This is a genomic window from Asanoa sp. NPDC049573, from assembly GCF_040676615.1.
GTDB lineage: Bacteria > Actinomycetota > Actinomycetes > Mycobacteriales > Micromonosporaceae > Asanoa.
This window is the reverse complement of record NZ_JBFAPI010000002.1, coordinates 81,301-104,149: the sequence shown is the minus strand read 5'-3', so window position 1 is coordinate 104,149 and position 22,849 is coordinate 81,301. Positions and strand designations below refer to the sequence as shown.

Sequence of the window (22,849 nt, the reverse complement as noted above, 5' to 3'; positions counted from 1 at the left end):
CGATGGTCCGGGACTACGACGCACAGCTGCTCGAGTCGGTCGCGGTCCGGCGCCGCCGGCTCCGCGACGCGCTGATGTTCGGCGCGCTGGCCAACCGGCGCTCGTGGGGCGAGGGCGTCGGTCGGGCGATGGCCGGTGCGGTGGCCGCCGCGGTGCTGGCCGGCGGCTGCGTCGGCTGGGCGTTCGTCAAACACCAGATCGCGCTCGCGCATGAGCGCGACAAGCCGGCGGTCACCGCGACCGTGCCGGCGCGATAGGGGAGGGCGACGTGGCGGTGCGCTACAGCCGGGTCACGGTGGTCGGCGCCCGGCGCCGGCTGGACACCGTGCTGCCGGCCGACGAGCCGGTCGGCCGGCTGCTGCCGGAGGTGCTGGTGCTGCTCGACGAGCCGGTCGCCCAACCGCCCCGGCCCCGGCAGTTGGTCACCCGCACCGGCGAAGTCCTGGGATCGGAGGCGACTCTGTCGGCCGCCGGGGTCGCCGACGGCGCGGTGCTCGACCTGGTCGGTGTCGACGACAGCCCGCCGGCGCCGGTGGTGCACGACGTGACGGAGGACGCGGCCGACGGTCTCGGTTCGCACGCCTGGCGCTGGGGAGCAGCGGCCCGCCGGTGGACCGCGACCGCGGCCGTGGTGCTGTTCGCGGCGGCGGCCGCCGCCCTGGTCGACGCCGGGCCCTGGCTCGCGGCCGGTGCGCTGGCGTTGTGCGTGGCCGGAGGCGTCATCGGCCGGCTGCGGGAACCGGTCGGCACCGCGCTGGTGTCGGCCGGCGCACTGGTCGGTCTGCAGGCGGGCTGGATCGCCGCGGCTACCTGGTCGCCCGGGGCGCGCGGCGCCCTGCTCGCGGCCGTCGCCTGCGGTTCGCTGGTGGCCTACGGGGTGGCCAGCCCGGTGGGCCGGGCCGGGGTCGCCGGTGGCGGACTCGGCCTGCTGCTGATCGCCCTCGGTTGGGTCGCCACCGTGGCCGGGCTGTCGGCGGTCCGCCTGGCGGCCGTCCTCGCCGTCCTGGCGACCGTCCTGATCGGACTGCTGCCCCGGCTGGCCTTGGCCGTCGCCGGGCTGAGCCGTCTCGACGACCGGCGCACCGCCGGCCGCGAGGTGACCCGACCCGAGGTGGCCGGCGCGCTGACCGCCGCGCACCGCACGCTGACCCTCGTCGTCGTGGTGTGCGCGGGTGCCGCCGCGCTCGCCGGCTGGCTGCTCGCCGCGCACGCCGACCGGTGGGCCGCACCGGCGGCCGGACTGCTGGCGGTGGCGCTGGCCAGCCGGGCGCGCGGGTTCCCGCTGGTCGGCGAGGTGGTCGCGCTGTCGGCCGCGGCCGGAGCGGTGCTGCTGGGGCTGTTGACCGCGTGGGTAGGCGTAGCCGGTGGCCCGACCGCCTGGATGGTGGCGGCGGTGGCCGGAGCGGGCCTCGTCGCGCTCGCCGTGCTCGCCGTCGACCCACCGGCACACGTCCAGGCCCGGGCCCGCCGCGTGGCCGACCGGATCGAGGCGGTCGCGGTCATCGCGCTGCCACCGGTCGCCCTCGGCGTGTTCGGCGTCTACAGCCGCCTGCTGCACATCTTCTGAAGGGTTACCGATGAGCCAGCCCGGTTGGTACGGCGACGTCATGCGCGACCTCGACGCCGGTGCGGCGGAACCGGCCGGCTGGCCGGCGCTGCTCAACCCGGCGGTGGAACAGTCGACGACCACGCTGCCGGCCGTCGGCCGGGCCCGGCCGCCGGCACCGGCCGAACCGGCGCCGCCGCGAGACGTGACCAATGCGGTGCGCGCGTTGACCGGCCGCCATCCGCGCGGTGAGCCGCCGGCCCGGGCCGCAGCGCGGGTGGCCCGGCGGTTGCTCGGTGCCCGCGCCACTGCGGAGGCGCACGCGATCGCCGGCGACCTGGGCCGGGTCACCCAACCGGTGACCACCTGCCGCCGGGTCCTGGTCGCCGGGGTGGCCGGCGGTGCCGGTGCGACGACGCTGGCCGCCCTGCTCGCCCTGGCCTACACCGGTCACCGCCGCGACCGGGTGCTCGCGCTCGACGCCACGGCCGGCGGGGGGTCGCTGCCGTTCCGGATCGGCTCGGCCGTCCGCTGGTCCTACCCGGACCTGGTGGCGGCCGGCCCGGACGACGCCGCGCGGGTGCTTCGGGGCGGCGAGCGGCTCGGCGTGCTGGACCGGCCGGCCGGTGTCGACCTCGACGACTTCTGGACGGTCGGCTCCTGGATCGCCCGCTACTACGCGGTCGGCGTGCTCGACGGCGGCGCCGAGGGCGCGACCGATCCCCGCTACCTGGCACATATGCACAGCCTGGTGCTGGCGGTGCCGGCCACCGTCGACGGCGTACGCGCCGCCCTGGTCTGGCTCGACCGCGCTGGTCCGGAGGTCGCCGGCCGCACGGTGCCGGTGCTGGTCGGCCACGCGCCGGTGCACGGGCTGCGCGACGGGCCGGCACTGCGGGCGCTCGCCGCGGGGACGCCGGCCGTGCCACTGGCCTACGACCGCAGCCTGGCCACGGGCGCCCCGCTGTGGCCGAAGCGGCTCGGCCTGCCCACCGTGGACGCCGCGCTGCGGATCGCCGGGCTGGCGCTGACGATCGCCTGCGGCGGCCGGTCGTGACCACCCGGTTGGTGCACCGGCCGGCCCGGGCCACCCGCCCCGCGGCGGAACCGCCGGCCCGGGTCGTCGAGGCCCCGCCCACGCTGCCCGAGGGCCGGGCCGCGTCCAACGTGATGATGCTGTTGCCGGCGGTCGGCATCGCCGGCTCGCTATCCATGATGCTGTTCTTCCGGGGCAGCGGGTTCGCCGTCGTCGGCGCGTTGGTTCTGGTCGCGGCGCTGGTCATCGGTGGGCTGCTGATGCTCTCCCAGCGCGGCCAGGCGGCCCGGGCCCGCCGGCAGCAGCGCGAGCGCTACCTCGACTACCTGGAGGAGTTGCGGGAGAGCCTGGCCGCCGACGAACGGGCGGCCCGGGTGCGGGCCCGGCGGCTCAACCCGTCGGCGGCCGCGCTGGTCGACGTGGTGCGCGACCCGGCCCGGCGGTGGGAACGGCGGCGCACCGACCCGGATTTCCTGGCGGTCCGGATCGGGTTGGGCACGCTGCCGGTGCGGCCGCTGACATTGCCCGACCAGGGCACCGCTCTGCAGCCCACCGACCCGTTCATGCTGGCCGAGGCGCGCGGTGTGCTGCGCCGGTTCCGGCAGGCGCCCGGAATGCCGCTGGTCGTGCCGCTGGATCGCGCGGGCGACGTGAGCATCGTGGGTCCGCGGGCGGCGGTGCGCGGGGCGGTCGAAACGTTGCTGGCTCAGGTCGCGGCGCTGCACGCGCCCGACGACGTCGCGCTGGCCGTGGCACACCCGGCGGAGCGGGAAGCCGACTGGGCCTGGGTTCGCTGGCTGCCGCACCTGCTCGACCCGGGTGCCCGGGACGGCGTGCTGCCCGCTCGGCGGATCGCCACCGACCCCGAGTCGCTGCGCGTGTTGTTGCGTCCGGAACTCGACCGGCGCGCCGCGCTGGCCGCCGAACTGCGCCGCGGTGCCGGGCTGAGCCGCGCCAACCGCCTGCTGATCGTGCACGACACCTACGGCGAGGTGGCCCGGCGGCTGCCGGAGCCCGACGTCGCCGACCTCGGTGTCACGGTGCTGCACCTGGTGGCCGATCGGTTGCAGGAGCCGGAGCAGGTCGCGATCCGGATCACCGTCGACGGCGCCGAGGCGGTCGTCGAAGACCTGCGCCCGGCCGCACCGGTACGTTCGGCCGGCCGCCCGGACCCCGCCGGGCCGGCCCTCGCGGAGGCGCTGGCCCGGATGCTGGCGCCGCTGCGGCTCTCGCCCGACTCGGTCGACGACGAGCCGCACGCCGGCCCGGTCGACGTCGTCAACCTGCTCGGCATCGAGGATCCATCCACCGTGGACACGGCCTGGCTGTGGCGGGACCGCGGGCCGCGCGGCTTCCTGCGGGTGCCGATCGGCCTCGACGAGCAGGGTCAGCCGGTGCTGCTCGACCTCAAGGAGGCCGCCCAGCTCGGCATGGGCCCGCACGGCCTTTGCGTCGGCGCGACCGGCTCGGGCAAGAGCGAGCTGCTCCGGACGCTGGTGCTCGGCCTGGCCGTCAGCCACTCGCCGGAGCAGCTCGCACTGGTGCTCATCGACTACAAGGGCGGCGCCACCTTCGCGCCGTTCGCCGAGCTGCCACACGTCGCCGGTGTGATCACCAACCTGGAAGACGACGCCGGCCTGGTCGAGCGCGCCTACGCCAGCCTCGACGGCGAGGTGAAACGCCGCCAGCAGGTGCTCCGCGACGCGGGCAACGTCGCCAACATCGCCGACTACGCGGCAGTGCGCGACCAGCGGCCCGACCTGCCGCCGTTGCCCTACCTGATGGTGGTGATCGACGAGTTCGGTGAGCTGCTCACCGCCCGGCCCGACTTCATCGAGCTGTTCCTCACCATCGGCCGGATCGGCCGCAGCATCGGCGTGCACCTGCTGCTCAGCAGCCAGCGGATCGAGGGCGGCAAGCTCAAGGGGCTGGACACCTACCTGTCCTACCGGCTCGGGCTGCGGACCTTCTCCGAGGCCGAGAGCCGCACGGTGCTGGAGACGCCGGACGCGTTCCACCTGCCGCCGCTGCCCGGCTTCGGCTATCTCAAGGTCGACACCACGATCTACCAACGCTTCAAGGCGGGGTACGTGTCGGCGCCGCGTCACCCGCAGGCCATCGAGGCGCCGGTCGACCAGGCCCCGGTGGTCAGGGCGCTCGGACCCTACAACGCGCCGGTGGTCACGGAGGACGCCGAAGCGGAGCTGCCGGCCCGCACGGTCGGCGGCACCGTGCTCGGGCTGCTGGTCGACCAGCTGGTGGCGGCGGCCAAGCCGGTGCACCAGATCTGGCTGCCGCCGCTGCCGGCGGCCCTCACGCTCGACCAGGTCGCCGGGCCCGTCGTCGCCGGCCGGGGCGGGGTCCGGCTGCGCGCCGAGCTGCCGCCGATGCGAGTGCCGATCGGCGTCCTCGACGACCCGGCACACCAGCGCCAGGGCGGCTGGGTGTTGGACCTGACCGCGGCCGGCGGCCACGTCGCGGTGATCGGCGGCCCGCAGTCCGGGAAGAGCACGCTGCTGCGCACGCTGGTGACCGCGCTGGCGCTGTGCCACACCCCGCGCCAGGTCGCCGTCTACGCCGTCGACCTGGTCGGCTCCGGATTGTCCACACTGGCCGGGTTCCCGCACGTCGGCGGCGTCGCCGGGCGCAGCGACCGGGAACGGGTCCGGCGCACCCTGGAGGAGGTGCGCGTGATGCTCGAAGAGCGCGAGCAACTGTGTCGCGCGCACGGCATCGACTCGGTCGAAGCGCTCCGCGTCCGGCACGCCGCCGGCGACCTGCCCGGCCTCGCGACCGCCGACGTGGTGCTGGTCGTCGACGGGCTGGGCGCCCTGCGCACCGACTTCGAAGACCTCGAACCGTTGCTCGCCGACCTGTTGCAGCGCGGTGGCGGCTACGGCGTGCACGTGGTGGCGACGATGCTGCGCTGGAACGACGTCCGGATGGCGCTGCAGGCCACCTTCGGCGGCCGGATCGAGCTGCGGCTGGGTGACCCCACCGACTCGGCGGTCGACCGCCGGCTGGCCGAGACCATCCGCGCCGACCGGCCCGGCCGGGCGCTGACCGCGGGCAAGCTGTTCGGCCAGGTGGCGTTGCCCCGGATCGAGGGGCTGGCGGTGTCCGACGGGCTGGCCGAGGCGGTCGAGCAGGTCGCGACGCTGGTGCGCACCGCCTGGTCGGGTCCGGCCGTCCCGCCGGTGCGGGTGTTGCCGCACCTGCTGCCGGCCGACCGGTTGCCGGACGCGGCCGCCTCGCCCGAGCGGGTGCCGGTCGGCGTCGACGAGTTGGCACTGCGCCCGGTCGACCTCGACCTGTTCGGCACCGATCAGCACCTGCTGGTGCTCGGCGACGGGCGGTGCGGCAAGACCAACCTGATCCGGCTCGTCGCCCGCGGCCTGTGCGCCCGCTACACCGACGAGCAGGTCGTGTTCGCGGTCGTCGACCCGCGCGGCCAGTTGCGCGACGCGATACCGGCGGCCTACGTCGGCGGGTACGCCCCCCACGCCCGAATGGCCGCCGCACTGGCCACCGGCGTGGCCAAGGAGTTGCTCAAGCGGGTGCCGGACGACGCGGCCGCCGGGGCCGCCCGAGCCGGCCCGCGGGTGGTGCTGCTCGTCGACGACTACGACCTGCTCGCCGGCGGCGGGCAGCGCCCGCTGGAGGCGCTGCTCCCGCTGCTCCCGGCGGCTCGCGACCTGGGCCTGCACGTGGTGCTCACCCGGCCGGTCGCGGGCGCGGCGCGGGCGCTCTACGAGCCGTTCGTGCTGGCGCTGCGGGAGACCGGGACGACCGGCCTGGTGCTGGCCGGCGACCGCGCGGAGGGGCCGGTCTTCCCCGGCGTGTACGCCGGACCGCAGCCCGCGGGCCGGGGCTGGTGGGTGCGGCGGGGCGAGCCCGGCCGGCTGGTGCAGACCGCGGCCGACCCGGAAACGCCGTGAGCCGCGACGTCGTCGTGCTGGTGCCACGGATGCCGGATGTCGCGTCGGTCGCCCGGGCCCTGGCGGCCGTGGCCCCGGACCTGTTGGTCGACGCGTCCGGCGCGGCCGGAGTGACCCGGCTCTACGCGAGCCCCGACCGGCCGTTGCTGACCATCGAGGAGCCGATCCTGGTCGCCGTGCCGGGCGAGGTCGCCCGGCTGCTCGACGAAGAGGTCGCGAGCCGGGTCACCACGCCGGTCTGGTGGCTGGAGTTGCGCACGACCGGCCCGGACCCGGAGCTGGCCCACCGTTTCGCCGCCGCGCTGGTCGAGCACCTGGGCGGCGCGTGGTGGCCGCCCAGATAACCCGCGTTCAGTCGACGAAAATGGTCTTCTTCTGGCTCTCGATGCTCTTCAAAATGCTCGCGGCGTCGCCGGGTTTGCGGATGAACTCCTGGAACGCCGGGATGATGACCGTCGAGGCGAAGTCCGGCCGGGTGTCGCGGTCGAGGAACTGTGCGATGTTCTTCGCGCTGCCGACCAGTTCGGCCGACTTCTTCTGGATCGCCGTGTAGGAACTGGTGTCGGCCTTGCTGTTCGACGAGATGAAGGGCTCGCCGAGCTTGCTGGCCGCGGTCGCCGCGTCGGGGCTGGCCAGGTAGGCGAGCAGTTTCTTGGCGCCGGCCTTGTTCTTCGGCTTGGCGCTCATGCAGAAGCCGTCGATCGGTGCGTCGATCGCGTCGGCACCCACGGCGGGGTCGACCGCCGGGAAGTTGAACAGGTCGACGTCTTCGCGCTCGGCCTGGGGGAACTGGTCGATCAGGAAGGTGCCGAGCAGATACATCCCGGCCTTCTTCTGCTGCAACGACTGCGCGGCCTCCTGCCAGGTGCGGCCCAGCGAGTCGGGCTGGTGGTAGGGCAGGATCTGGGTCCACGCGTCGAAGACCTTCTTGACCTCGGCGCTCTCCCACGAGCCCTTGCCGGCCATCAGGTCGATGTGGAACTGGTAGCCGTTGATCCGCATGTTGAGGATGTCGAACGTGCCCATCGCGGGCCAGCCGTCCTTGTCGGCGAACGCGACCGGGACCAGCCCGTCGCCCTTCATCTTGTCGGCGAGGGTGGCCAACTCGTTGATCGTGGTCGGCGCTGTATAGCCGCGCTCCTGCCACACGCTCTTGCGGTAGAAGATCGCCCACGGGTAGTAGGACTGCGGCACGAAGTACTGCTTGCCGTCGTCGCCGGTGCTCGCGGTCTTGAACGAGTCGGCGACGCCGTCCAGCGGCCAGACGTCGCTGATGTCGCCGATCAGGCCGCGCTTGGCGAAGAACCGCATCCGGTAGCCGGCGAACCAGGAGAACACGTCGTCCGGGTTGCCCTGCAGGTAGTTGTTGATGTTCTCCTGGAAGGTGTTGTGGTCGATCTCGTTGAGCTTGACCGTGATGCCGGCGTTCTTGCCCTGGAAGTCGGTGACCGCGGCCTGACGCTGCTTGGCGAAGGTCGAGCCGACCTCGTTGGAACCGAAGGTCACCTCGCCCTGGCCCGAGCCGCTGTCGGTGCCGCCACCGCCGTCGTCGTCGCCACAGGCGGCGAGTGCCGGTGTCGCGGCCAGGGCGGCCGCCCCGAGCAGCAGGGACCGCCTGTCGATGTGGTTGTTCATCCGAGCCTCCCAAATGGTGAGTACGGAAAGTCAGCAGAGAAGGCGCGCGTCGGCCCAGTCGGCGTGGTCGTAGTCGACGCCGTTGCCGCCATCGCCGACCACCAGCCGCAGCGCGCCGCGCCCGGTCACGTCGAGGTCGATCGGCACGGGGCCGGACGCCACCGTGACCGGTGCGCTGGTGTAGATCGCGGTGCCGTCGGCCAGCACGGTGAAGACCACCCGCGCGGTCGCCGAGGTGACCTCGGCGTCGATGCCGGCGGTCGCGGTGAACCGCTCGCAGTTGCCGCCGAGTGCGACGGTGAGGTCGGCCGGAGCGTGCGCGCCGATCGCGCGGACGTAGCTGACGCCGCCGACCGTGGGCACCAGGCCGTCGCCGGCCGCCTGCTCACCGTTGGACTGGTCGCGCTCGGCCGGTCCCCAGCCGTTGCTGCCGGTGAACGCCGGGCTCGACCCGGTGCCGGGCGCGGTGCAGGTCAGCGTCGCGGCGCCCCAGTCGGCGTGGTCGTAGGAGTTGCCGTCGCGGCCGTCGGTGACCCGCAGTTCCAATGTGGAATAGCCGCCGGTCGACACGCTGAGCCGGCTCGGCCCGTCGGCCGCCCGCTTGATCCCGCTGTAGGCGAGCAGCTTGCCGTCGCCGTACACCTGGAAGCGGGTCGAGGCGGCCGCGTTGGTCACCTCGTCGTCGATGCCGACGGAGGCGGTGAACAGCGGGCAGGCGCGGCCCAGGTAGAGGTGCACGGCGCTGTCGGCGTGCGCCCCGACGCCCTTCGCGTAGGTGGTGCCGTTGATGGTCAGCGTGCCGCCGTCGGCCGCGGCCTGCTCGCCGTTGGCCCGGTTGCGCTCGGCCGGTCCCCATCCGTTGCTGGAGGCGAGCCAGGCCAGGTCGCCGACCTGGTGTGAACCGGCGGTGGGCGCGGCGGCCAGCGTCCCGGAGCGGTTGACCCGGAACATCGCGACGCCGTGTGCCGGGACGGTCGCCGCGATCGCACCCGTCGAGGAGGAGGTGGCGCCGGTCCAGAGGTTGCGCAGCGAATACCCGCTGGAGCCGCCCAGGCCGACTTCCGCGGCGGAGGTGGTGATCGTGGCGCTGGCGGCGGTGCGGTTGAAAAGGACCACGGCGGCACCGCCGTCGCTCATCGGCTTGGCCCACACCTCGGTGTCGCCGAAGTCGCGCAGCTTGCGGCCCTGCGAGCCACCCCAGTCCTGGTTGACCGCGATGACCTCGGCGTTGCGGATGATGCCGAGCGTCTGCGCCGACATCGAGCGCAGGTCGTTGCCGAGCAGCAGCGGCGCGTTGAGCAGCGCCCAGAGGCTGAAGTGGGCGGTGTATTCGGTCGCCGTCATCCCGCCGTTGCCGACCTCGAGCATGTCGGGGTCGTTGAAGCCGTTGTTGCGGGCGAACGGTTCCAGCCCGTTCTGCTGGTCGAGCAGCGACAACACGCTGCCCCAGTTGTCGGAGATGTCACCGGTGGTGCGCCAGAGGCTGCCACCCACCCGCGGCCCGAAGACCCACGGCTCGGCGCCGCCCCAGTTGCAGATGCTGTAGACGATGGCCCGGCCGCTGGCCTTGAGCGCGTCTCCCATCGCCTGGTAGCGCTGTGCGTCCGGCCGGCCCTGGTTGTTGCAGTTGTCGTATTTGAGCAGGTCGATCTGCCAGGCCGCGAACGTGTTGGCGTCGACCACCTCGTGGTCGAGGCTCCCCGGCAGGCCCTGGCAGGTCGCGGTGCCAGCCGACTCGTAGATGCCCAGTTTGAGGCCGCGGGCGTGCACATAGTCGGCGAGCGCGCGGATGCCGCCCGGGAACCGGGTGGGGTGCGGCTGCAGCCGACCCTGCGCGTCGCGGGTGGACGCCATCCAGCAGTCGTCGATGTTGACGTATCGGTAGCCGAGGGCGTCGAGGCCGTTGGCGACGATCGCGTCGGCGGTCTGCTTGATCAGATTTTCGTCGATGTTGCAACCGAATCGGTTCCAACTGTTCCAGCCCATCGGCGGTGCCGTGATCGACACGACCGGCGTGGAGGCGGTGGCGGCTGACGGGACGGCGAGCGCGGCGGCGCCGAGGATCACGGCGGCCAGGAAAGACAGCGGCTTTCGCATGATTCGCACCAATCTTCGTGCCGCTACAACGTTACGTCAGTAAATATTGATGGTTACGATCATGCAAGGGCCTGATCACGAGGAGGGCGCTATGCGTATCCGAAGACGGCTGACGCTGCGTGACCGGATCGTGGTGGCGCTGATGATCGGCGTACCCCTGGTCTTCGTCGTCCTGCTCGTCTGGTTGCCCGCCCTGTCGTCCGTCGCGCTCTCGTTCTCGCGGTGGGAAGGGTTCGGCGGCCTGGGCTCGATCGACTGGATCGGCTTCGAGAACTACAAGAACATCGCCACGATCTACCCGCCGTTCTGGCCGGCCATCTGGCACAACCTGATCTGGGTGGGCTTCCTGTTCCTGATACCCACGCCGCTCGGGATGTTTCTCGCGGTGCTGCTCGACAAGGAGATCCGCGGCAGCCGGCTCTACCAGACCGCGTTCTACCTTCCGGTGATCCTCTCGCTGGCGCTGACCGGCTTCATCTGGCAACTGATCTACTCGCGCGACCAGGGCCTGCTCAACGCGCTGCTGGGCACCCAGATCGACTGGTACGGCGACCCCAACGTCAACCTGTGGTCGGTGCTGGTCGCCACGGCCTGGAAGCACACCGGCTACATCATGCTGATCTACCTGGCCGGGCTGAAGGCGGTCGACCCGGGATTGCGCGAAGCCGCGCGGGTCGACGGGGCGAGCGAGCCCCGCACGTTCTTCTCGGTCATCTTCCCGGTGCTCCGGCCGATCAACCTGATCGTCCTGGTCATCACGATCATCGAGTCCCTGCGCGCGTTCGACATCGTCTGGATCGTCAACAAGGGTCGCAACGGGCTCGAGGTGATCGCGGCGCTGGTCGCGCAGAACATCATCGGCGAGGCCAGCCGGATCGGCTTCGGCTCCGCGCTGGCGACCATCATGCTGCTGATCTCGTCGGTCTACGTCGTCGTCCATCTGCGCGCGACCACGAGGGGAGACGACCGATGAAACCGCTGCGCTGGCCTCGGGTCGTGCTGCACGTGTTCCTCACCGTGATGGCGGTCGGCTGGCTCGTGCCGTTGCTGTGGGGCCTGTTCAACTCGCTGCGCGACTACGACTACACCGGCACGCACGGCTATTTCTCGTTCGGTGGGTTCACCTTCCACAACTACGTCGACGCCTGGCAGCGCGCGGAGTTCGGCGAGAAGTTCCTCAACTCGGTCTACATCACCGTGCCCGCCGTGATCCTGACGCTGTTCCTGGCGTCCTGCGCCGCGTTCGTGCTCGCGCGGTTCAGCTTCCGGCTCAACCTCACGCTGCTCGGCGTCTTCGTGGCGGCCAACCTGCTGCCGCCGCAGGCCCTGCTCATCCCGGTCTACCGGGCCTTCCGCGCGGTGCAGGTGCCGACCTGGATCAACGACAACGGCACGCTGCTCGACAGCTATCTGGGCCTGGTGCTGATCAACACCGCGTTCCAGCTCGGCTTCTGCACGCTGGTCCTGAGCAACTACATGAAAACCATCCCGCACGAGTTGTACGAGTCGGCCGAGGTCGACGGCGCCGGTGTGAGCCGGCAGTTCTTCACGCTCACCCTGCCGCTGGTGCGGCCCGCACTGGCCGCCCTGACCACGCTGCAGGTCACCTGGATCTACAACGAGTTCTTCTGGGCCACGGTCCTGCTCAGCGACGGCGACAAGTTCCCGATCACCAGTTCGCTCAACAACCTGCGCGGCGAGTTCTTCACCGACTACAACCTGCTGTCCGCGGGCTCGATCATCGTGGCGCTGCCGACGTTGCTGGTCTTCTTCGTACTCCAGCGGCAGTTCGTGTCGGGCCTGACGTTGGGTTCCACCAAGGGCTAACGGGTGGCCAGCGGGAGCACCGAGCCGGGCAGCTTGCCGCTCGGCCGGTAGACCACGCACATCAGCGCGCGGTCGCCGTCGGCCCAGGTCTCGGCGGTCGGCAGCACCGGGTAGAAGGCGAGGCCCTCGGCCGAGCCGCGGCGCCACAGCTTGCCGAACGCGGCGCCGCACCGGTCCCAGCCCAGCGCCGCGACCGCCGGGCGGTCCCACGGGCCCTCCGGCGCGTACACGAAGCCGAAGGCCTGGTTGTCGGCACTGTCCTCGCACGGGCGGTAGACGATCACCCGATCGTCGGCCATCCGGGAGTAGGCCGGGTCGTCGAAGCACTCGGTCGCCTCGATGGAGAGCACGCCGGTGGTCTCGGCGTCGAGGAACGCGTCGGTCTTCTTCATCGGTGCGCTCGGCGGCGCGACGAACAGGGTGCCGAGCGACAGCACGGTCGCCGCGGCGGCGATCCAGCGGGTAACGGGCACCCGCGGACCGTAGGCGGCCACGCTGGCGGCCGGGTCAACGACGGATGTCCGGACGGTGGACGCCGATCAGCCTTCTCTCAGCTGGCTTTCAGTTCATCCTGTGGCAACTCCGAGGTTCGGCGCGGGTCGCCCGGCTTTGACTCAATGCGCGTGTCCCACCGCGCTCCCGCCGGTGGCTGACCCATGAGGGGGAACCAAGGTGACAGAGGTCAAAAGGCCGTGGACTTCGGGGCGTCGCCGGGCGGCGATGGCGGCCATCGGTGCCGCCGCGCTGTTCGCCGGCGGCGTCGTGTTCGGCCCGGCCGCGTTCGGTGACGCCGCGCCGACGAAGTTCCCGGCGGCGGAGCAGTACAAGCCGACGCCGGTTCCGGACCGTCTCATCCTGATCCCGACCGACAAGCCCGCCACCAGCCAGCGCGTTTCGTGGCGCGCCGACGCGTCAGCCGAATGGGCGCAGGCCCAGATCCTCGAGGCGCCGAAGGCCCTCGGCGACGTCGCGCCAGCGGCGGGCGCCGTGACGACCGTCAAGGCCATCTCCAACACCCCGGTCACCACCTCGCTGGGGTACGCGTCGACCTACCACGCCGTAGAGTTCACCGGCTTGAAGCCCGAGACCCGCTACACCTACCGGGTCGGCGACGGCACCAACTGGAGCGAGTGGATCGACTTCACCACCGCGGCCGAGGGCCTGCAGCCGTTCTCGTTCATCTACTACGGCGATGCGCAGAACTACATCGACAGCGCGGTGCCGCGCGTGTTCCGCCAGGCGTTCGCCGACCGTCCGGCGGCCAAGGTGATCGTCAACGCCGGTGACCTCATCGACTCCGCGAACAGCGAAGAGCAGTGGGGCCAGTGGTACAAGGCCGGCGGCTTCATCGACGGTCAGATCAACAACATCTCGGTGACCGGCAACCACGAGTACAGCGGCGTTTCGCTGTCGTCGTTCTGGGCGCCGCAGTTCCCCTACCCGGACAACGGCCCGGCGGCGTGGGGCGACGAGGCCGCGCTGGACTCGACCGCCTACTACGTCGACTACCAGGGCGTGCGGTTCATCGGGCTGAACACCAACGTGCAGAGCATCCCGCAGTACATGGACGCGCAGACGCAGTGGCTCGAGGGCCTGCTCAAGGACAACCCCAACAAGTGGACCGTGGTGACCTTCCACCACCCCGTCTACTCGACGGCCGAAGGCCGCAACAACCCGATCGTACGGGCGCAGTGGGGTCCGCTGTTCGAGAAGTACGGCGTGGACCTCGTGCTCCAGGGCCACGACCACACCTACGGCCGCGGCAGCACAGTCGCCTCGCGCCAGTCGGCGCTGGTGCACAACAGCACCGTGTACGCGGTCTCCGTCTCCGGCGGCAAGATGTATGACATCGACGGTTCCGTCTGGACCGACAACGGTGCCGACATCATGGCCAAGACCGAAGACTCGCAGCTCTACCAGATGATCGACGTCAAGGCCGACTCGCTGACCTACGAGTCGCGCTACGCCAACGGCCAGCACTTCGACGGCGTCGTGGTGCGCAAGAACGACGCCGGCGAGCGCACCGTCAACGAGTGGCGCACGCCGGCCACCACGACCGGTGAGCACGTCATCGTCAACACCACGTCGCCGAAGGCGGGCAGCAAGCTGGCCGTCACCGCGTTCGGGTACGACCCGAACGAGTCGGTCGAGATCTACCTGCGCAAGACCAACACCGCCGAGGGCAAGCCCGGCATCCTCGTCGCCACCAAGAAGGCCGACGAGTTGGGCCGGCTGGACTACACGTTCACGCTCCCGGCGAGCGCGAGCGGCGGCAGCACGCACACCGTCTACCTGGAGAGCCGCACCCAGCAGATCTCCAGCCCGGTGATCACCGTCAAGAAGTAGGTGGTTGGTGCGGGCCGGCCCGCGCGGGCCGGCCCGCACGTTCACGACACGAGCACCGTGTCGGCTTCTGGCGCACGGCACGGAAGTGACGCTGGTCTGGCACGCGGCCGAAGACGACTGGGTCGCGCTGGGCCAGTCGCTCGAGGCGACGACCGTGCACCAGGGCGGAGCGGCCTGCTCGGCCACGCTCGCGGAAATGACCGACCTGGTCGCCGAGGGCGCCCGGTTCACGTCGCGCATCCGCGGATGGGCTGTCGTCGCGGCCTGGACACCCGCCGGCGGCCGGCCTGGCCGTCGCCGCCGGTGGTGTCGTCTACCTGGCGCTGGCGGTGTCGATGCTGACCGCCTAGCCGGGGATGTGTAACAGGGCGTCGCAATGGTTGACGGTGGCCTCGTCGAGCGGGAAATAGCCCTGCTCGGGCGTCGCGTCGGTGCGGGTGGTCAGCGCTCGGCCGGCGAGGAGTTCCGGCTCGAAGACGGTGGGCGCGGTGGCGGCGTCGGTCAGGACGGCCTCGAACGTGCCCGCGGGCGCCGGGTGGAGGCCGAGCGCGGCGCTGGCGCCCAAACTGCCGATGACGACCGCGTAGCGGTCGCCGAGCAGGGCCGACACGATCGCGCCGGCGCTCGACCATTCCAGGTCCATGCCGGCCAGCTGCCAGGTGCTCGGCTGGCGTTGCAGGTGGCGGTTGTGCGCGAACACCAGCGTCGGGCCGCGGTGCTGCTCCTGGGCGCGGATGTCGAGCAGGTTGTGCGCCATCCAGGCGTCGCGCACGCCGAGCAGCCGTGAGGTGCGCACCGCCTGGGCCGCCGGCGCCGCCGCTTCCGCGTGATAGCCGAGCAGCCGGGCGGCCACGTCGGCGTGCAGGTCGGCGCGGCGCCAGTCGGCCAGCGACGAGGCCGCGACCAGCCGCGGTGCGTTGGCGTAGAGCTCCGTGCGCAGGTCGTCGGCGATCGCGCGGAGCCGCAGCGCCTCCGGTGTGCCGCCGACCGAGCGGGTGTGGTCCATGATCGCGGCCTGGTCGCTCCACCGCTCGTCGGCGCCGATCAGGCGGTCGAGGTCGGCCGGCGCCAGCAGGTCGAGGTGCGCGTCGAGATAACCGACAACGTGCGCGAGGAAGCGGCGCGGGCTGGGCGCACCGGTCATCTCCAGCGGCGCGTCGAAGCCGTGGAACGCGACCCGGTCCGCCGCCGGCCGGCCCGCGTTGTGCGCCCGCAGCCACTCGAGCAGCTCGCGGTTGCCGTGCAGCGCGCCGAAGCCGGGGCTGAACCCGGCCGCCAGCGCGGCGTCGAGGGTGGACCCGCCGCCCCGGACGTAGTCATCGACGGCGAGGCCGGCGACCCGGTCGGACTCGAGCACGATCGCGCGGACGCCGGCCTCGACCAGCGCCGGCAGGACCTCGTTGCGCACGGCGGAGAAGGCCGGCTCGCCGTGTGTCGGCTCGCCCAGCGCCAGCAGATCCCTGCCGACGGCGAGCTCAGCCAGCACCTGTGCGGTCATGGGTCCGCACGTTACCGGTGCCGGGCCGCCCGCCGGCGGCGCCGTGGGTCATCCGACCCGTGAAGTTTTCGTTCATGTTGACGCCTGTCTCCTGAGATTTCTCTGTGATCCGGTCGGCTCGCCGGCATGGGTAACCGTCTATCCCGTCGGGCCGGGCTCGTCCGGCTGCCCCTGCTGGTCGCGTTCGCCGTTCCCGGCCTGGTTCGACCCACCGACCGGCCGGCTGACCGCGTTGCGGCCGGGCGGCGCGGTGACCCTGTCGTCTCAACGGGGTGAAGGCATCGGCGACGGTGGTTCTGGTCAGGGGACGATGAGGAGGCGGTCCAACCCGGCTCACGGGAGACGAGGGCCGGTCGTTGGCGATTCCGCCCCGGTCATCTTTCCGGGCGGTCCGGCTCGGTGCGGCTGCCACGCAGGAAGTTGGCGGTGCTCTGGGCCACCTCGATCTTGTCCTTGAGGTTGGGGTCGGCCGCGATCAGCAAGTAGATCACCGCCCAGCCCAGGGTCGCCAGGCGGGCCCAGCGCAGCGTCTCGCTGTCGAAGTCGACGAGCGGCGTGACCGCCAGCACGACGGCGAGCGGCACGGCCGCAACGGCGACCGTACGGGCGATGCCGAGCGCCTGCTTCAGTCGTCGTCGTGGGTCCACCGACACGGGGCTGGCCCAGCGCAGGTCGCCGAGTTGCCCCGAGGCCACGGCGACGGTCGCGGCCCGGATCTCGGCGACGAGGCGGTCCCAGCTGTCTTCTCGGGGTGCGATCAGGTGTCGCTTGAGCTGTCGGATGGCGGTCGCGGCGCCGGCCGCCCGGTCGGCCCGCCAGACCATCGTCGCGGCGTCGGCGGGGCCGAACGCGTGCGGCAGGTGGCGTTCCATGAAGCGGGCCGCGCGCTCGATCTTCGTGACCCAGCGGGCCCGCTCGGCGAGGTCGTTGCGCTTGTGCACGTCGTCGAGCTCGTAGAGCACGGAGAGGAAGTCGTCGACGATCTCCTCGCGGGGGTTGCGCCGCCAAATCCGACGCTTGGCGGCCATCGACCACCAGGTCGGCAGCGCGGCGCCGACGAAGAAGAGCGCGGCCACGGCGGTCGCCGCGATCAGGCTGCCGCCCACCAGAACGGCCCATTGGCGATCCGCGAAGCTGATCAACCCGTAGCCAAGAGCGACCGCGACCAAACCGGTGGGTGCACCGCGAATCAGGACGCCGTACCAGGTCGGCGCGGACACGAAGCGGGAGAACACGAGCAGCAGGAGGCCGGCGCTCAGCGCCAGGCCCGCCGTGGCGAAGGCCGGCCCGTTGGCTGAGGTTCTCGACTCCGCCAGCCACCGCAGGCCGAACCAGGCAAGGCCACCGCCGACGACGAGCGACAGCCGGCAGGTGAACCAGCCGATGCTCCACCAGCGCTGCTGGATGACCACCGCCTGTTGGAGACACCGGTCGACGCGGGCGCGCACCGGCGCGGGATCGCATCGCGGCGGCCAGGCCAGGCTCTCCAGCAGCGGCAGGTGCCGGCTCGAGTGTCGCCAGTCGCGCAACGTGCGCTCTTCGAACCGCCGCGGTCGCCAGAGCAGGGCGCGCAGCGGGCCGCCCGTGCGCCACCACATCGCCAGTCGCCGGCGGCGCTGCGCCGCCGAGAGGGTCAACGGGTCGCCGAACGCCTGGCGGGCCAGCGAGGGCAGACCCATCTTCCAGTAGACCTCGGCCCGGGTCTCGCGGAGCTCCGGGTGTCGCTGTTGCACCCCGGGCAGCCCGTCGAGCAGCGCGAGCGCCTCCCGGAGTCGGTCGTTCGCCATCAGGATCCAGGCGCTGAGGTCGACCAGATGAATATCGGTCGGATCGATCCGGCGCGCGGCCGCGAGGATCTCCAGCGCCCGCCCGTCCATCCGGAGGTAGCGGCAGATCACCGCCAGCCGCGCCAGCAGCATGGTGTTGTCGGCGTCGACGGCGATCGCGGCGGTGAGCCCATCGTGGGCGCCGCTCAGGTCGTCGGCGTCGAACATCGCGTCGGCTGCGGCAAGCGCGGCCTGCACCCGGGCGTCCTGGGCCCGCAGGCGTTCGGCCCGGGCGACGAGTTCGGCCGGGCGCAGGTCGGCTTCCACGAGGTCGGGCTCGTCGGCCGGCCAGGACTCCTCGGCCGCCAGGTCGCGCGACCGGCGCCGCCGCCGGAGCCACCCGACCGGCCCACCGGTGTGCCACCAGATCCGGTGCCCGGCCGTGCGACCAGCAGCGTCGGCCGCGAGCGCGTGCAGTTCCATCGCGCGGTAGGTCTCCGCGAGCGCCTGCCGCATGGGCGCCGCCGCACGTACGTCCTCGGGCAGCTTGGCGACGAACGCCAGCGCTCGCCGGAACGCCCGGAAACCGACCAGCAGGGCGACGAACTCCGCGGCGTCGGCGGGGGTCGGTTGGCCGATCCGGTCGGCGGCCGAGAAGAGCCCGATGGCCAGGCGACGGTGACCGAGGTCGCGTTCGGCGCGGGCCAGGCAGCGCAGCCGGTCTGCGGTTTGGGCGAGCGCCGGGCCATCCTGGAGCAGGAGGTCGACGGCGTCCAGCGGCTGGCCGTCGAAAGTCAGGTCATCGGCCAGCACCACGACCGGGTCGGCGTCCACCGCACCAGGATGGACACTCCGCCCGCCGCTGTCCAACCCTCCTGGTGTCAGGCAAGCTGCGAGACCGGCAGGGGGCCGCGGGTCTTGACCGTGCGGATGGCGAAGGTGCTGTGCGCGTCGACGATCGACGGGATGGTCAGGATCTGGTCGATGAGCAGCCGTTCGTACGCGGCCAGGTTGGCGACCGCGGCCTCGATCATGAAGTCGGCCCGGCCGGCCACGACGTGGCAGGCGACCACCTCGGGGATGGCGGTCAGGGCGGCCTCGATCCGGGCCGCGTTCTCGCGGGAGTGCCGGTCGACCCGCAGCTCGACGAAGACCGTCAGGTCGAGGCCGAGCCGGGCGCGGTCGAGCTCGGCCCGGTAGCCCGCGATCAACCCGTCCTGCTCCAGGGTGCGCACCCGCCGCAGGCAGGCCGACGGCGAGAGGGCGACCGCCTCGGCCAGGTCGATGTTGGCGATCCGCCCGTCCTGCTGGAGCCGGGTGAGGATGGCCCGGTCGGTGTCGTCGTAGGGAGGCACCGGCATATGATTGCGCGATTTTGGCTTTGAGCGCAACGCAGTTGCGTCCAGGGGACCTATCGCGGGCATCTTTGCCATCGCGTGCGGCGCCGACGCTGCCAGAATTCGGCACATGAGCAGCGACATCGGGATCGTCCGCGGCACCGCCCTCTACATCGGAGCTTTGCTCGGCCCGGGCCTGCTGCTGCTGCCCGGCCTGGCCGCACATCAGGCGGGGCCGGCGTCGATCGTCGCCTGGGTGGTGCTGCTCGGCGCGTCGGCGTTGTTCGCTGTCGTGTTCGCCGCTCTCGGCGTGCGCTATCCGTCGGCCGGGGGAGTGTGGGGGTACGCCCGGGCGGGGCTCGGTGACCGCGCCGGCCGGGCGGTCGCCTGGTGCTTCCTGGCCGGCGTGATCGCCGGCGCCCCGATCGTCTGCGTGATCGGGGGCAACTACGTCGCCGAACTGACCGGCGGCGGCGTCCGGGTGGCCGCGACCACCGCCGCCCTCCTGCTGGTGTGCGCCGTCGGCGTCGTCGCGCGCGGGCTGCGCACCTCGTCGACCGTCCAGTTCGGACTCGTGGCGCTGCTGCTGGCCGTCGTGGTCGGCGCGGTCGCCTCCGCCGTACCGGCCAGCGACGCCGCCAACTGGACGCCGTTCGCACCGCACGGCTGGTCCGCGGTCGGGCGCGCCGCGGCGACGCTGATGCTGGCTTTCGTCGGCTGGGAGGCGATCGCGCCGCTGACCACCCGGTTCGCACACCCCCGAAGGCAACTACCGGTGGTCATCGCCATCGCGTTCGCCGCGACGACGGTGGTCTACCTGGCACTCGGCACGGTGACCGTGGCGGCACTCGGCCCGCGCGCCGGCACGGAGGTCCCGCTCGCGGCCCTGCTCACCCTGGGCCTGGGCAACGCCGGCACGGCGGTGGCCGCCGTGGGCGCGGTCGTCCTCACCATCGGCGCCGTTCTCGCCTACATGTCCGGCGCCGCCGGGCTGGCCCGCGCCCTGCGCACCGACCCGAACCGCCACGCGCCATCGCGGCCGGGTGGCGGCGGCCCGGACGGCGGCGCCGGCCCGGACGGCGGCGGGCTGGGTGGCGGCGGCGGGCTGGGTGGCGGCGGTGGGCTGGGTGGCGGCGGTGGGCTGGGTGGCGGCGGCGGGCTGGGTGGCGGCGGCGCTCTGGGTGGCGGCGGCGCTCTGGGTGGCGGCGGCGCTCTGGGTGGCGGCGGCGCTCTGGGTGGCGGCGGCCAGGATGGCGGCGGCCCGGACGGCGGCGGGCTGGGCGGCGGGACGGGTGGCGGCAGCGGGACGGGTGGCGGCCGCGAGCGGGGCGGCGGTGACGGGCGCGGTGGGCTGCCGCCGTGGCTGGCGTTGGCCATTCTCGCGTCCGGGGCGATTCTCATCGTGCCGCTGGCCACCGGTGCGATCGACCTTGCCACCCTGGTCAACGTGCCCACCACGTTCTTCCTGGTGGTCTACCTCGGTTGCACGGCGGCCGGCTGGCGGTTGCTGTTGGGCCCGGCCAAGGTCTGTGCGGGCATCGCCTTCGCCATCGTCGCCGTGGTGCTGGCCTTCTGCGGGCCCGCGCTGATTCCGGCCGCGCTCGTCACCGCGGCCGCGGCCGTCAACCGCAAACGGCCACGCCAGGCCGCCGATCGGCTGACCCGTCACCCGGCCGGAACTCGGTTGAAGCCGGCCCGTGCGCGCCGCTAGTCTCCGCAGGAGGGGTGCTCGAAACATTTTCGACGGTGGGGGGAACGGGTGCCGGCTGAGGTCGGGCGGCGGGCCACGCTGGCGATGGTCGCCGAGTCGTGCGGCGTTTCGCTGCCGACCGTCTCCAAGGTGCTCAACGGGCGGGCCGACGTTGCCAACGCGACGCGGGCGCGGGTCGAAGAGGCGTTGCGGCAGCACAACTACATCCCGCCGGGGGCGCGCAGCCGGGGCACGCCGGCGCCGACCCGCTCGATCGAGTTGGTGTTCGACGACATCATCAGCCCCTACGCCACCGAGGTGCTGCACGGCGTCACAGACGGGGGCGACGAGCTCGGCGTCGACGTCGTCGTGCGGCGGCTGCCCACCCTGACCGACCGGCCGCCGCGCACCGAGGCGGCCTGGGCCCGCCGGATGACCGACGCGGGTCGCAAGGGGCTCATCGTCGTCACCTCCGAGCTGACCTCGCGCCAGTTGGCCGCGTTCGATCGCGCCGGGCTGTCGCTGGTCGTGATCGACCCGGTCAACCTGCCGCGCACCGACGTGGTCAGCGTCGGCGCGACCAACTGGAGCGGCGGCCTCGAAGCCACCGACCACCTGATCCGGCTCGGGCATCGGCGGATCGCCTTCATCGGCGGGCCGGTCGCCTCCTCGCCGAGCCGGGCCCGGCTGCACGGCTACCGCGCCGCGCTGGAAAACGCCGGCATCCCGGCCGATCCGGCGCTGGTGCGCAACGGCTCCTTCGATTTTCCGTCGGGGCTGGTCCTCGGCGGCGAGTTGCTCGATGCCGACGAGCCGCCGACGGCGGTCTTCGCGGCCAGCGACCCCACCGCCATGGGCGTGTTCGCCGCGGCGCAGGCCCGGGGGCTTCGCATCCCCGGCCAGCTCAGCATCGTCGGCTTCGACGACACCTACCTCACGGTGATGTCGACGCCCGCATTGACCACGGTGCGGCAACCGTTGCGGGACATGGGCCGGGTCGCCCTGCGCACGCTGCTCCGGCTGATCTCCGGTGAGCCGCTCGACTCACACCACGTCGAGTTGGCCACCACACTGGTCGTGCGCGAATCGACCGCCCAACCCTAAACAGGGGCAGTCGAACCCCGCACGATCAAGGCCGTCGCCAGTTCGACGTGGTGCGAGTCGAGCTTCTCGCCGGCGGCCAGCCGCAACGCCGTGCGCACCGCCACGCCGCCCATCTCGCGCAACGGTTGCCGCACCGTGGTCAACGGCGGTGACGCCAGGCGCGCTACGTCGGTGTCGTCGAAGCCGACCACGCTCAGGTCGTCGGGCACCCGCAGGCCCCGGACCCGGGCCGCCTCGATCACGCCGGCCGCCGTCTCGTCGCTGCCGGCGAAGACCGCGGTCGGCGGCGCCGCCAGGTCGAGCAGCGCTGCGCCGCCCTCGACACCGTCTTGATAGCGGAAGTCGCCACTGCGCTGGTATTCGTCGGGCACCGGGACGCCGGCCGCCTCGAGCGCGGCCCGGTAGCCGTGCATCCGGGCCTGGTTGCAGGCCGACCGGGTGGAACCGCCGACGTAACCGATCCGCCGATGACCGAGAGCCAGCAGGTGTTGTGCCGCGGCCATGCCGCCGGCGAAGTTGGTCGAGCCGACGCTCGGCACCCGGTCGCGGGGCAGGTTGAGTGGGTCGATGACGACGAGCGGCAGCTGGGCGCGAGACAGCGCGGCCAGGTCGGTCGTGGTCAGCTCGTCGACCACGGCGATCACCGCTCGCCGGCCGGCGGCGGCCAGGTCGCGGGCCCAGCCACGCGGGCGATCGGGCTCGGCGCCGGCCGGGCGGGTGCTGATGGCGATCGAGACGCCGGCCTCGGTGCCGGCGTCGAGCACCCCCTGGATGATCTCGGTCGAGTAGGCGTTGAGGTCGCCCTTGAACATCAGCTCGATGCGGGCGGTGGCCGGGCTGCCCTTGGCCGCCGGCGACCGGCGGCCGATGTAGTCGTGCTGCTCCAGCAGCGACTCGACCAGCGCCCGGGTCTCCGGGCCCACGTCGGCGCGCCCGTTGACCACTTTGGACACGGTGGTCACCGAGACGCCGGCCGACGCGGCGACGGTTGCCAGCGTCGCGCGGCCATCCTTGGGCGGCACCGATCTT

Annotated in this window: 17 protein-coding genes; 10 read left to right on the top strand and 7 right to left on the bottom strand. The window is 72.6% G+C overall.

Translation table 11 applies throughout. The annotated features are described in order from the left end of the window. Nucleotides 1-2 precede the first annotated feature (2 nt). From AB0J74_RS04070 to AB0J74_RS04050, 5 genes are read left to right on the top strand one after another with little or no spacing between them, the layout of a single operon-like run. Complete coding sequence (locus tag AB0J74_RS04070) at nucleotides 3-257, top strand: hypothetical protein (protein ID WP_363444364.1); 255 nt, start codon at nucleotides 3-5, stop codon at nucleotides 255-257. A gap of 11 nt (nucleotides 258-268) precedes the next feature. Continuing rightward, nucleotides 269-1,567 (top strand): EsaB/YukD family protein, encoded by a 1,299-nt coding sequence (locus tag AB0J74_RS04065; RefSeq protein WP_363444361.1) that lies wholly within the window; start codon nucleotides 269-271, stop codon nucleotides 1,565-1,567. Nucleotides 1,568-1,577: 10 nt separating this feature from the next. Further along, complete coding sequence (locus AB0J74_RS04060) at nucleotides 1,578-2,603, top strand: hypothetical protein (RefSeq protein WP_363444358.1); 1,026 nt, start codon at nucleotides 1,578-1,580, stop codon at nucleotides 2,601-2,603. Next, the gene (eccCa, locus tag AB0J74_RS04055; protein WP_363444355.1) at nucleotides 2,600-6,520 is read left to right on the top strand and encodes a type VII secretion protein EccCa; all 3,921 of its coding nucleotides are present in this window, start codon (nucleotides 2,600-2,602) and stop codon (nucleotides 6,518-6,520) included. Before AB0J74_RS04060 ends, eccCa begins: the two co-directional genes overlap by 4 nt. Continuing rightward, on the top strand, nucleotides 6,517-6,864 hold the full coding sequence (locus AB0J74_RS04050) for a hypothetical protein (protein ID WP_363444352.1): 348 nt from the start codon (nucleotides 6,517-6,519) through the stop codon (nucleotides 6,862-6,864). Before eccCa ends, AB0J74_RS04050 begins: the two co-directional genes overlap by 4 nt. 7 nt (nucleotides 6,865-6,871) lie before the next feature. Here the strand turns inward: AB0J74_RS04050 and AB0J74_RS04045 are convergent, their stop codons facing one another. Then, complete coding sequence (locus tag AB0J74_RS04045) at nucleotides 6,872-8,155, bottom strand: ABC transporter substrate-binding protein (protein ID WP_363444349.1); 1,284 nt, start codon at nucleotides 8,153-8,155, stop codon at nucleotides 6,872-6,874. A 30-nt stretch (nucleotides 8,156-8,185) separates the two neighbouring features. Beyond that, nucleotides 8,186-10,252: an NPCBM/NEW2 domain-containing protein gene (locus tag AB0J74_RS04040; protein ID WP_363444346.1), complete on the bottom strand. Its 2,067-nt coding sequence runs from the start codon at nucleotides 10,250-10,252 to the stop codon at nucleotides 8,186-8,188. 91 nt (nucleotides 10,253-10,343) lie between these two features. Between AB0J74_RS04040 and AB0J74_RS04035 the strand changes: the two genes are divergently transcribed. After that, on the top strand, nucleotides 10,344-11,225 hold the full coding sequence (locus AB0J74_RS04035) for a sugar ABC transporter permease (protein ID WP_363444343.1): 882 nt from the start codon (nucleotides 10,344-10,346) through the stop codon (nucleotides 11,223-11,225). After that, the gene (locus tag AB0J74_RS04030; RefSeq protein WP_363444340.1) at nucleotides 11,222-12,079 is read left to right on the top strand and encodes a carbohydrate ABC transporter permease; all 858 of its coding nucleotides are present in this window, start codon (nucleotides 11,222-11,224) and stop codon (nucleotides 12,077-12,079) included. The genes AB0J74_RS04035 and AB0J74_RS04030 overlap by 4 nt, the downstream gene beginning before the upstream one ends. Here the strand turns inward: AB0J74_RS04030 and AB0J74_RS04025 are convergent. Then, complete coding sequence (locus AB0J74_RS04025) at nucleotides 12,076-12,552, bottom strand: hypothetical protein (RefSeq protein WP_363444337.1); 477 nt, start codon at nucleotides 12,550-12,552, stop codon at nucleotides 12,076-12,078. The two genes, AB0J74_RS04030 and AB0J74_RS04025, sit on opposite strands and share 4 nt — an antisense overlap. Nucleotides 12,553-12,751: 199 nt before the next feature. Between AB0J74_RS04025 and AB0J74_RS04020 the strand changes: the two genes are divergently transcribed. Beyond that, entirely contained in the window at nucleotides 12,752-14,425 is a 1,674-nt protein-coding gene (locus AB0J74_RS04020; protein WP_363444334.1) for a metallophosphoesterase family protein, read from the top strand. Between the two features lie 346 nt (nucleotides 14,426-14,771). Here the strand turns inward: AB0J74_RS04020 and AB0J74_RS04015 are convergent, their stop codons facing one another. From AB0J74_RS04015 to AB0J74_RS04005, 3 genes are all read right to left on the bottom strand, one after another. After that, the gene (locus AB0J74_RS04015; RefSeq protein WP_363444332.1) at nucleotides 14,772-15,923 is read right to left on the bottom strand and encodes an erythromycin esterase family protein; all 1,152 of its coding nucleotides are present in this window, start codon (nucleotides 15,921-15,923) and stop codon (nucleotides 14,772-14,774) included. Nucleotides 15,924-16,297: 374 nt separating this feature from the next. Further along, on the bottom strand, nucleotides 16,298-18,523 hold the full coding sequence (locus tag AB0J74_RS04010; protein ID WP_363444329.1) for a hypothetical protein: 2,226 nt from the start codon (nucleotides 18,521-18,523) through the stop codon (nucleotides 16,298-16,300). 47 nt (nucleotides 18,524-18,570) lie between these two features. Further along, entirely contained in the window at nucleotides 18,571-19,044 is a 474-nt protein-coding gene (locus AB0J74_RS04005) for an Lrp/AsnC family transcriptional regulator (RefSeq protein ID WP_363444326.1), read from the bottom strand. A gap of 112 nt (nucleotides 19,045-19,156) precedes the next feature. Between AB0J74_RS04005 and AB0J74_RS04000 the strand changes: the two genes are divergently transcribed. Together AB0J74_RS04000 and AB0J74_RS03995 are read left to right on the top strand one after the other, a co-directional pair. After that, a complete protein-coding gene (locus AB0J74_RS04000) occupies nucleotides 19,157-20,737 on the top strand; it encodes an APC family permease (protein WP_363444323.1) in 1,581 nt (526 codons plus the stop codon). A 48-nt stretch (nucleotides 20,738-20,785) separates the two neighbouring features. Then, the gene (locus AB0J74_RS03995; protein ID WP_363444320.1) at nucleotides 20,786-21,820 is read left to right on the top strand and encodes a LacI family DNA-binding transcriptional regulator; all 1,035 of its coding nucleotides are present in this window, start codon (nucleotides 20,786-20,788) and stop codon (nucleotides 21,818-21,820) included. Here AB0J74_RS03995 and AB0J74_RS03990 read toward each other — a convergent pair. Then, the gene (locus AB0J74_RS03990; RefSeq protein WP_363444318.1) at nucleotides 21,817-22,842 is read right to left on the bottom strand and encodes a substrate-binding domain-containing protein; all 1,026 of its coding nucleotides are present in this window, start codon (nucleotides 22,840-22,842) and stop codon (nucleotides 21,817-21,819) included. The two genes, AB0J74_RS03995 and AB0J74_RS03990, sit on opposite strands and share 4 nt — an antisense overlap. Nucleotides 22,843-22,849: the final 7 nt, after the last annotated feature.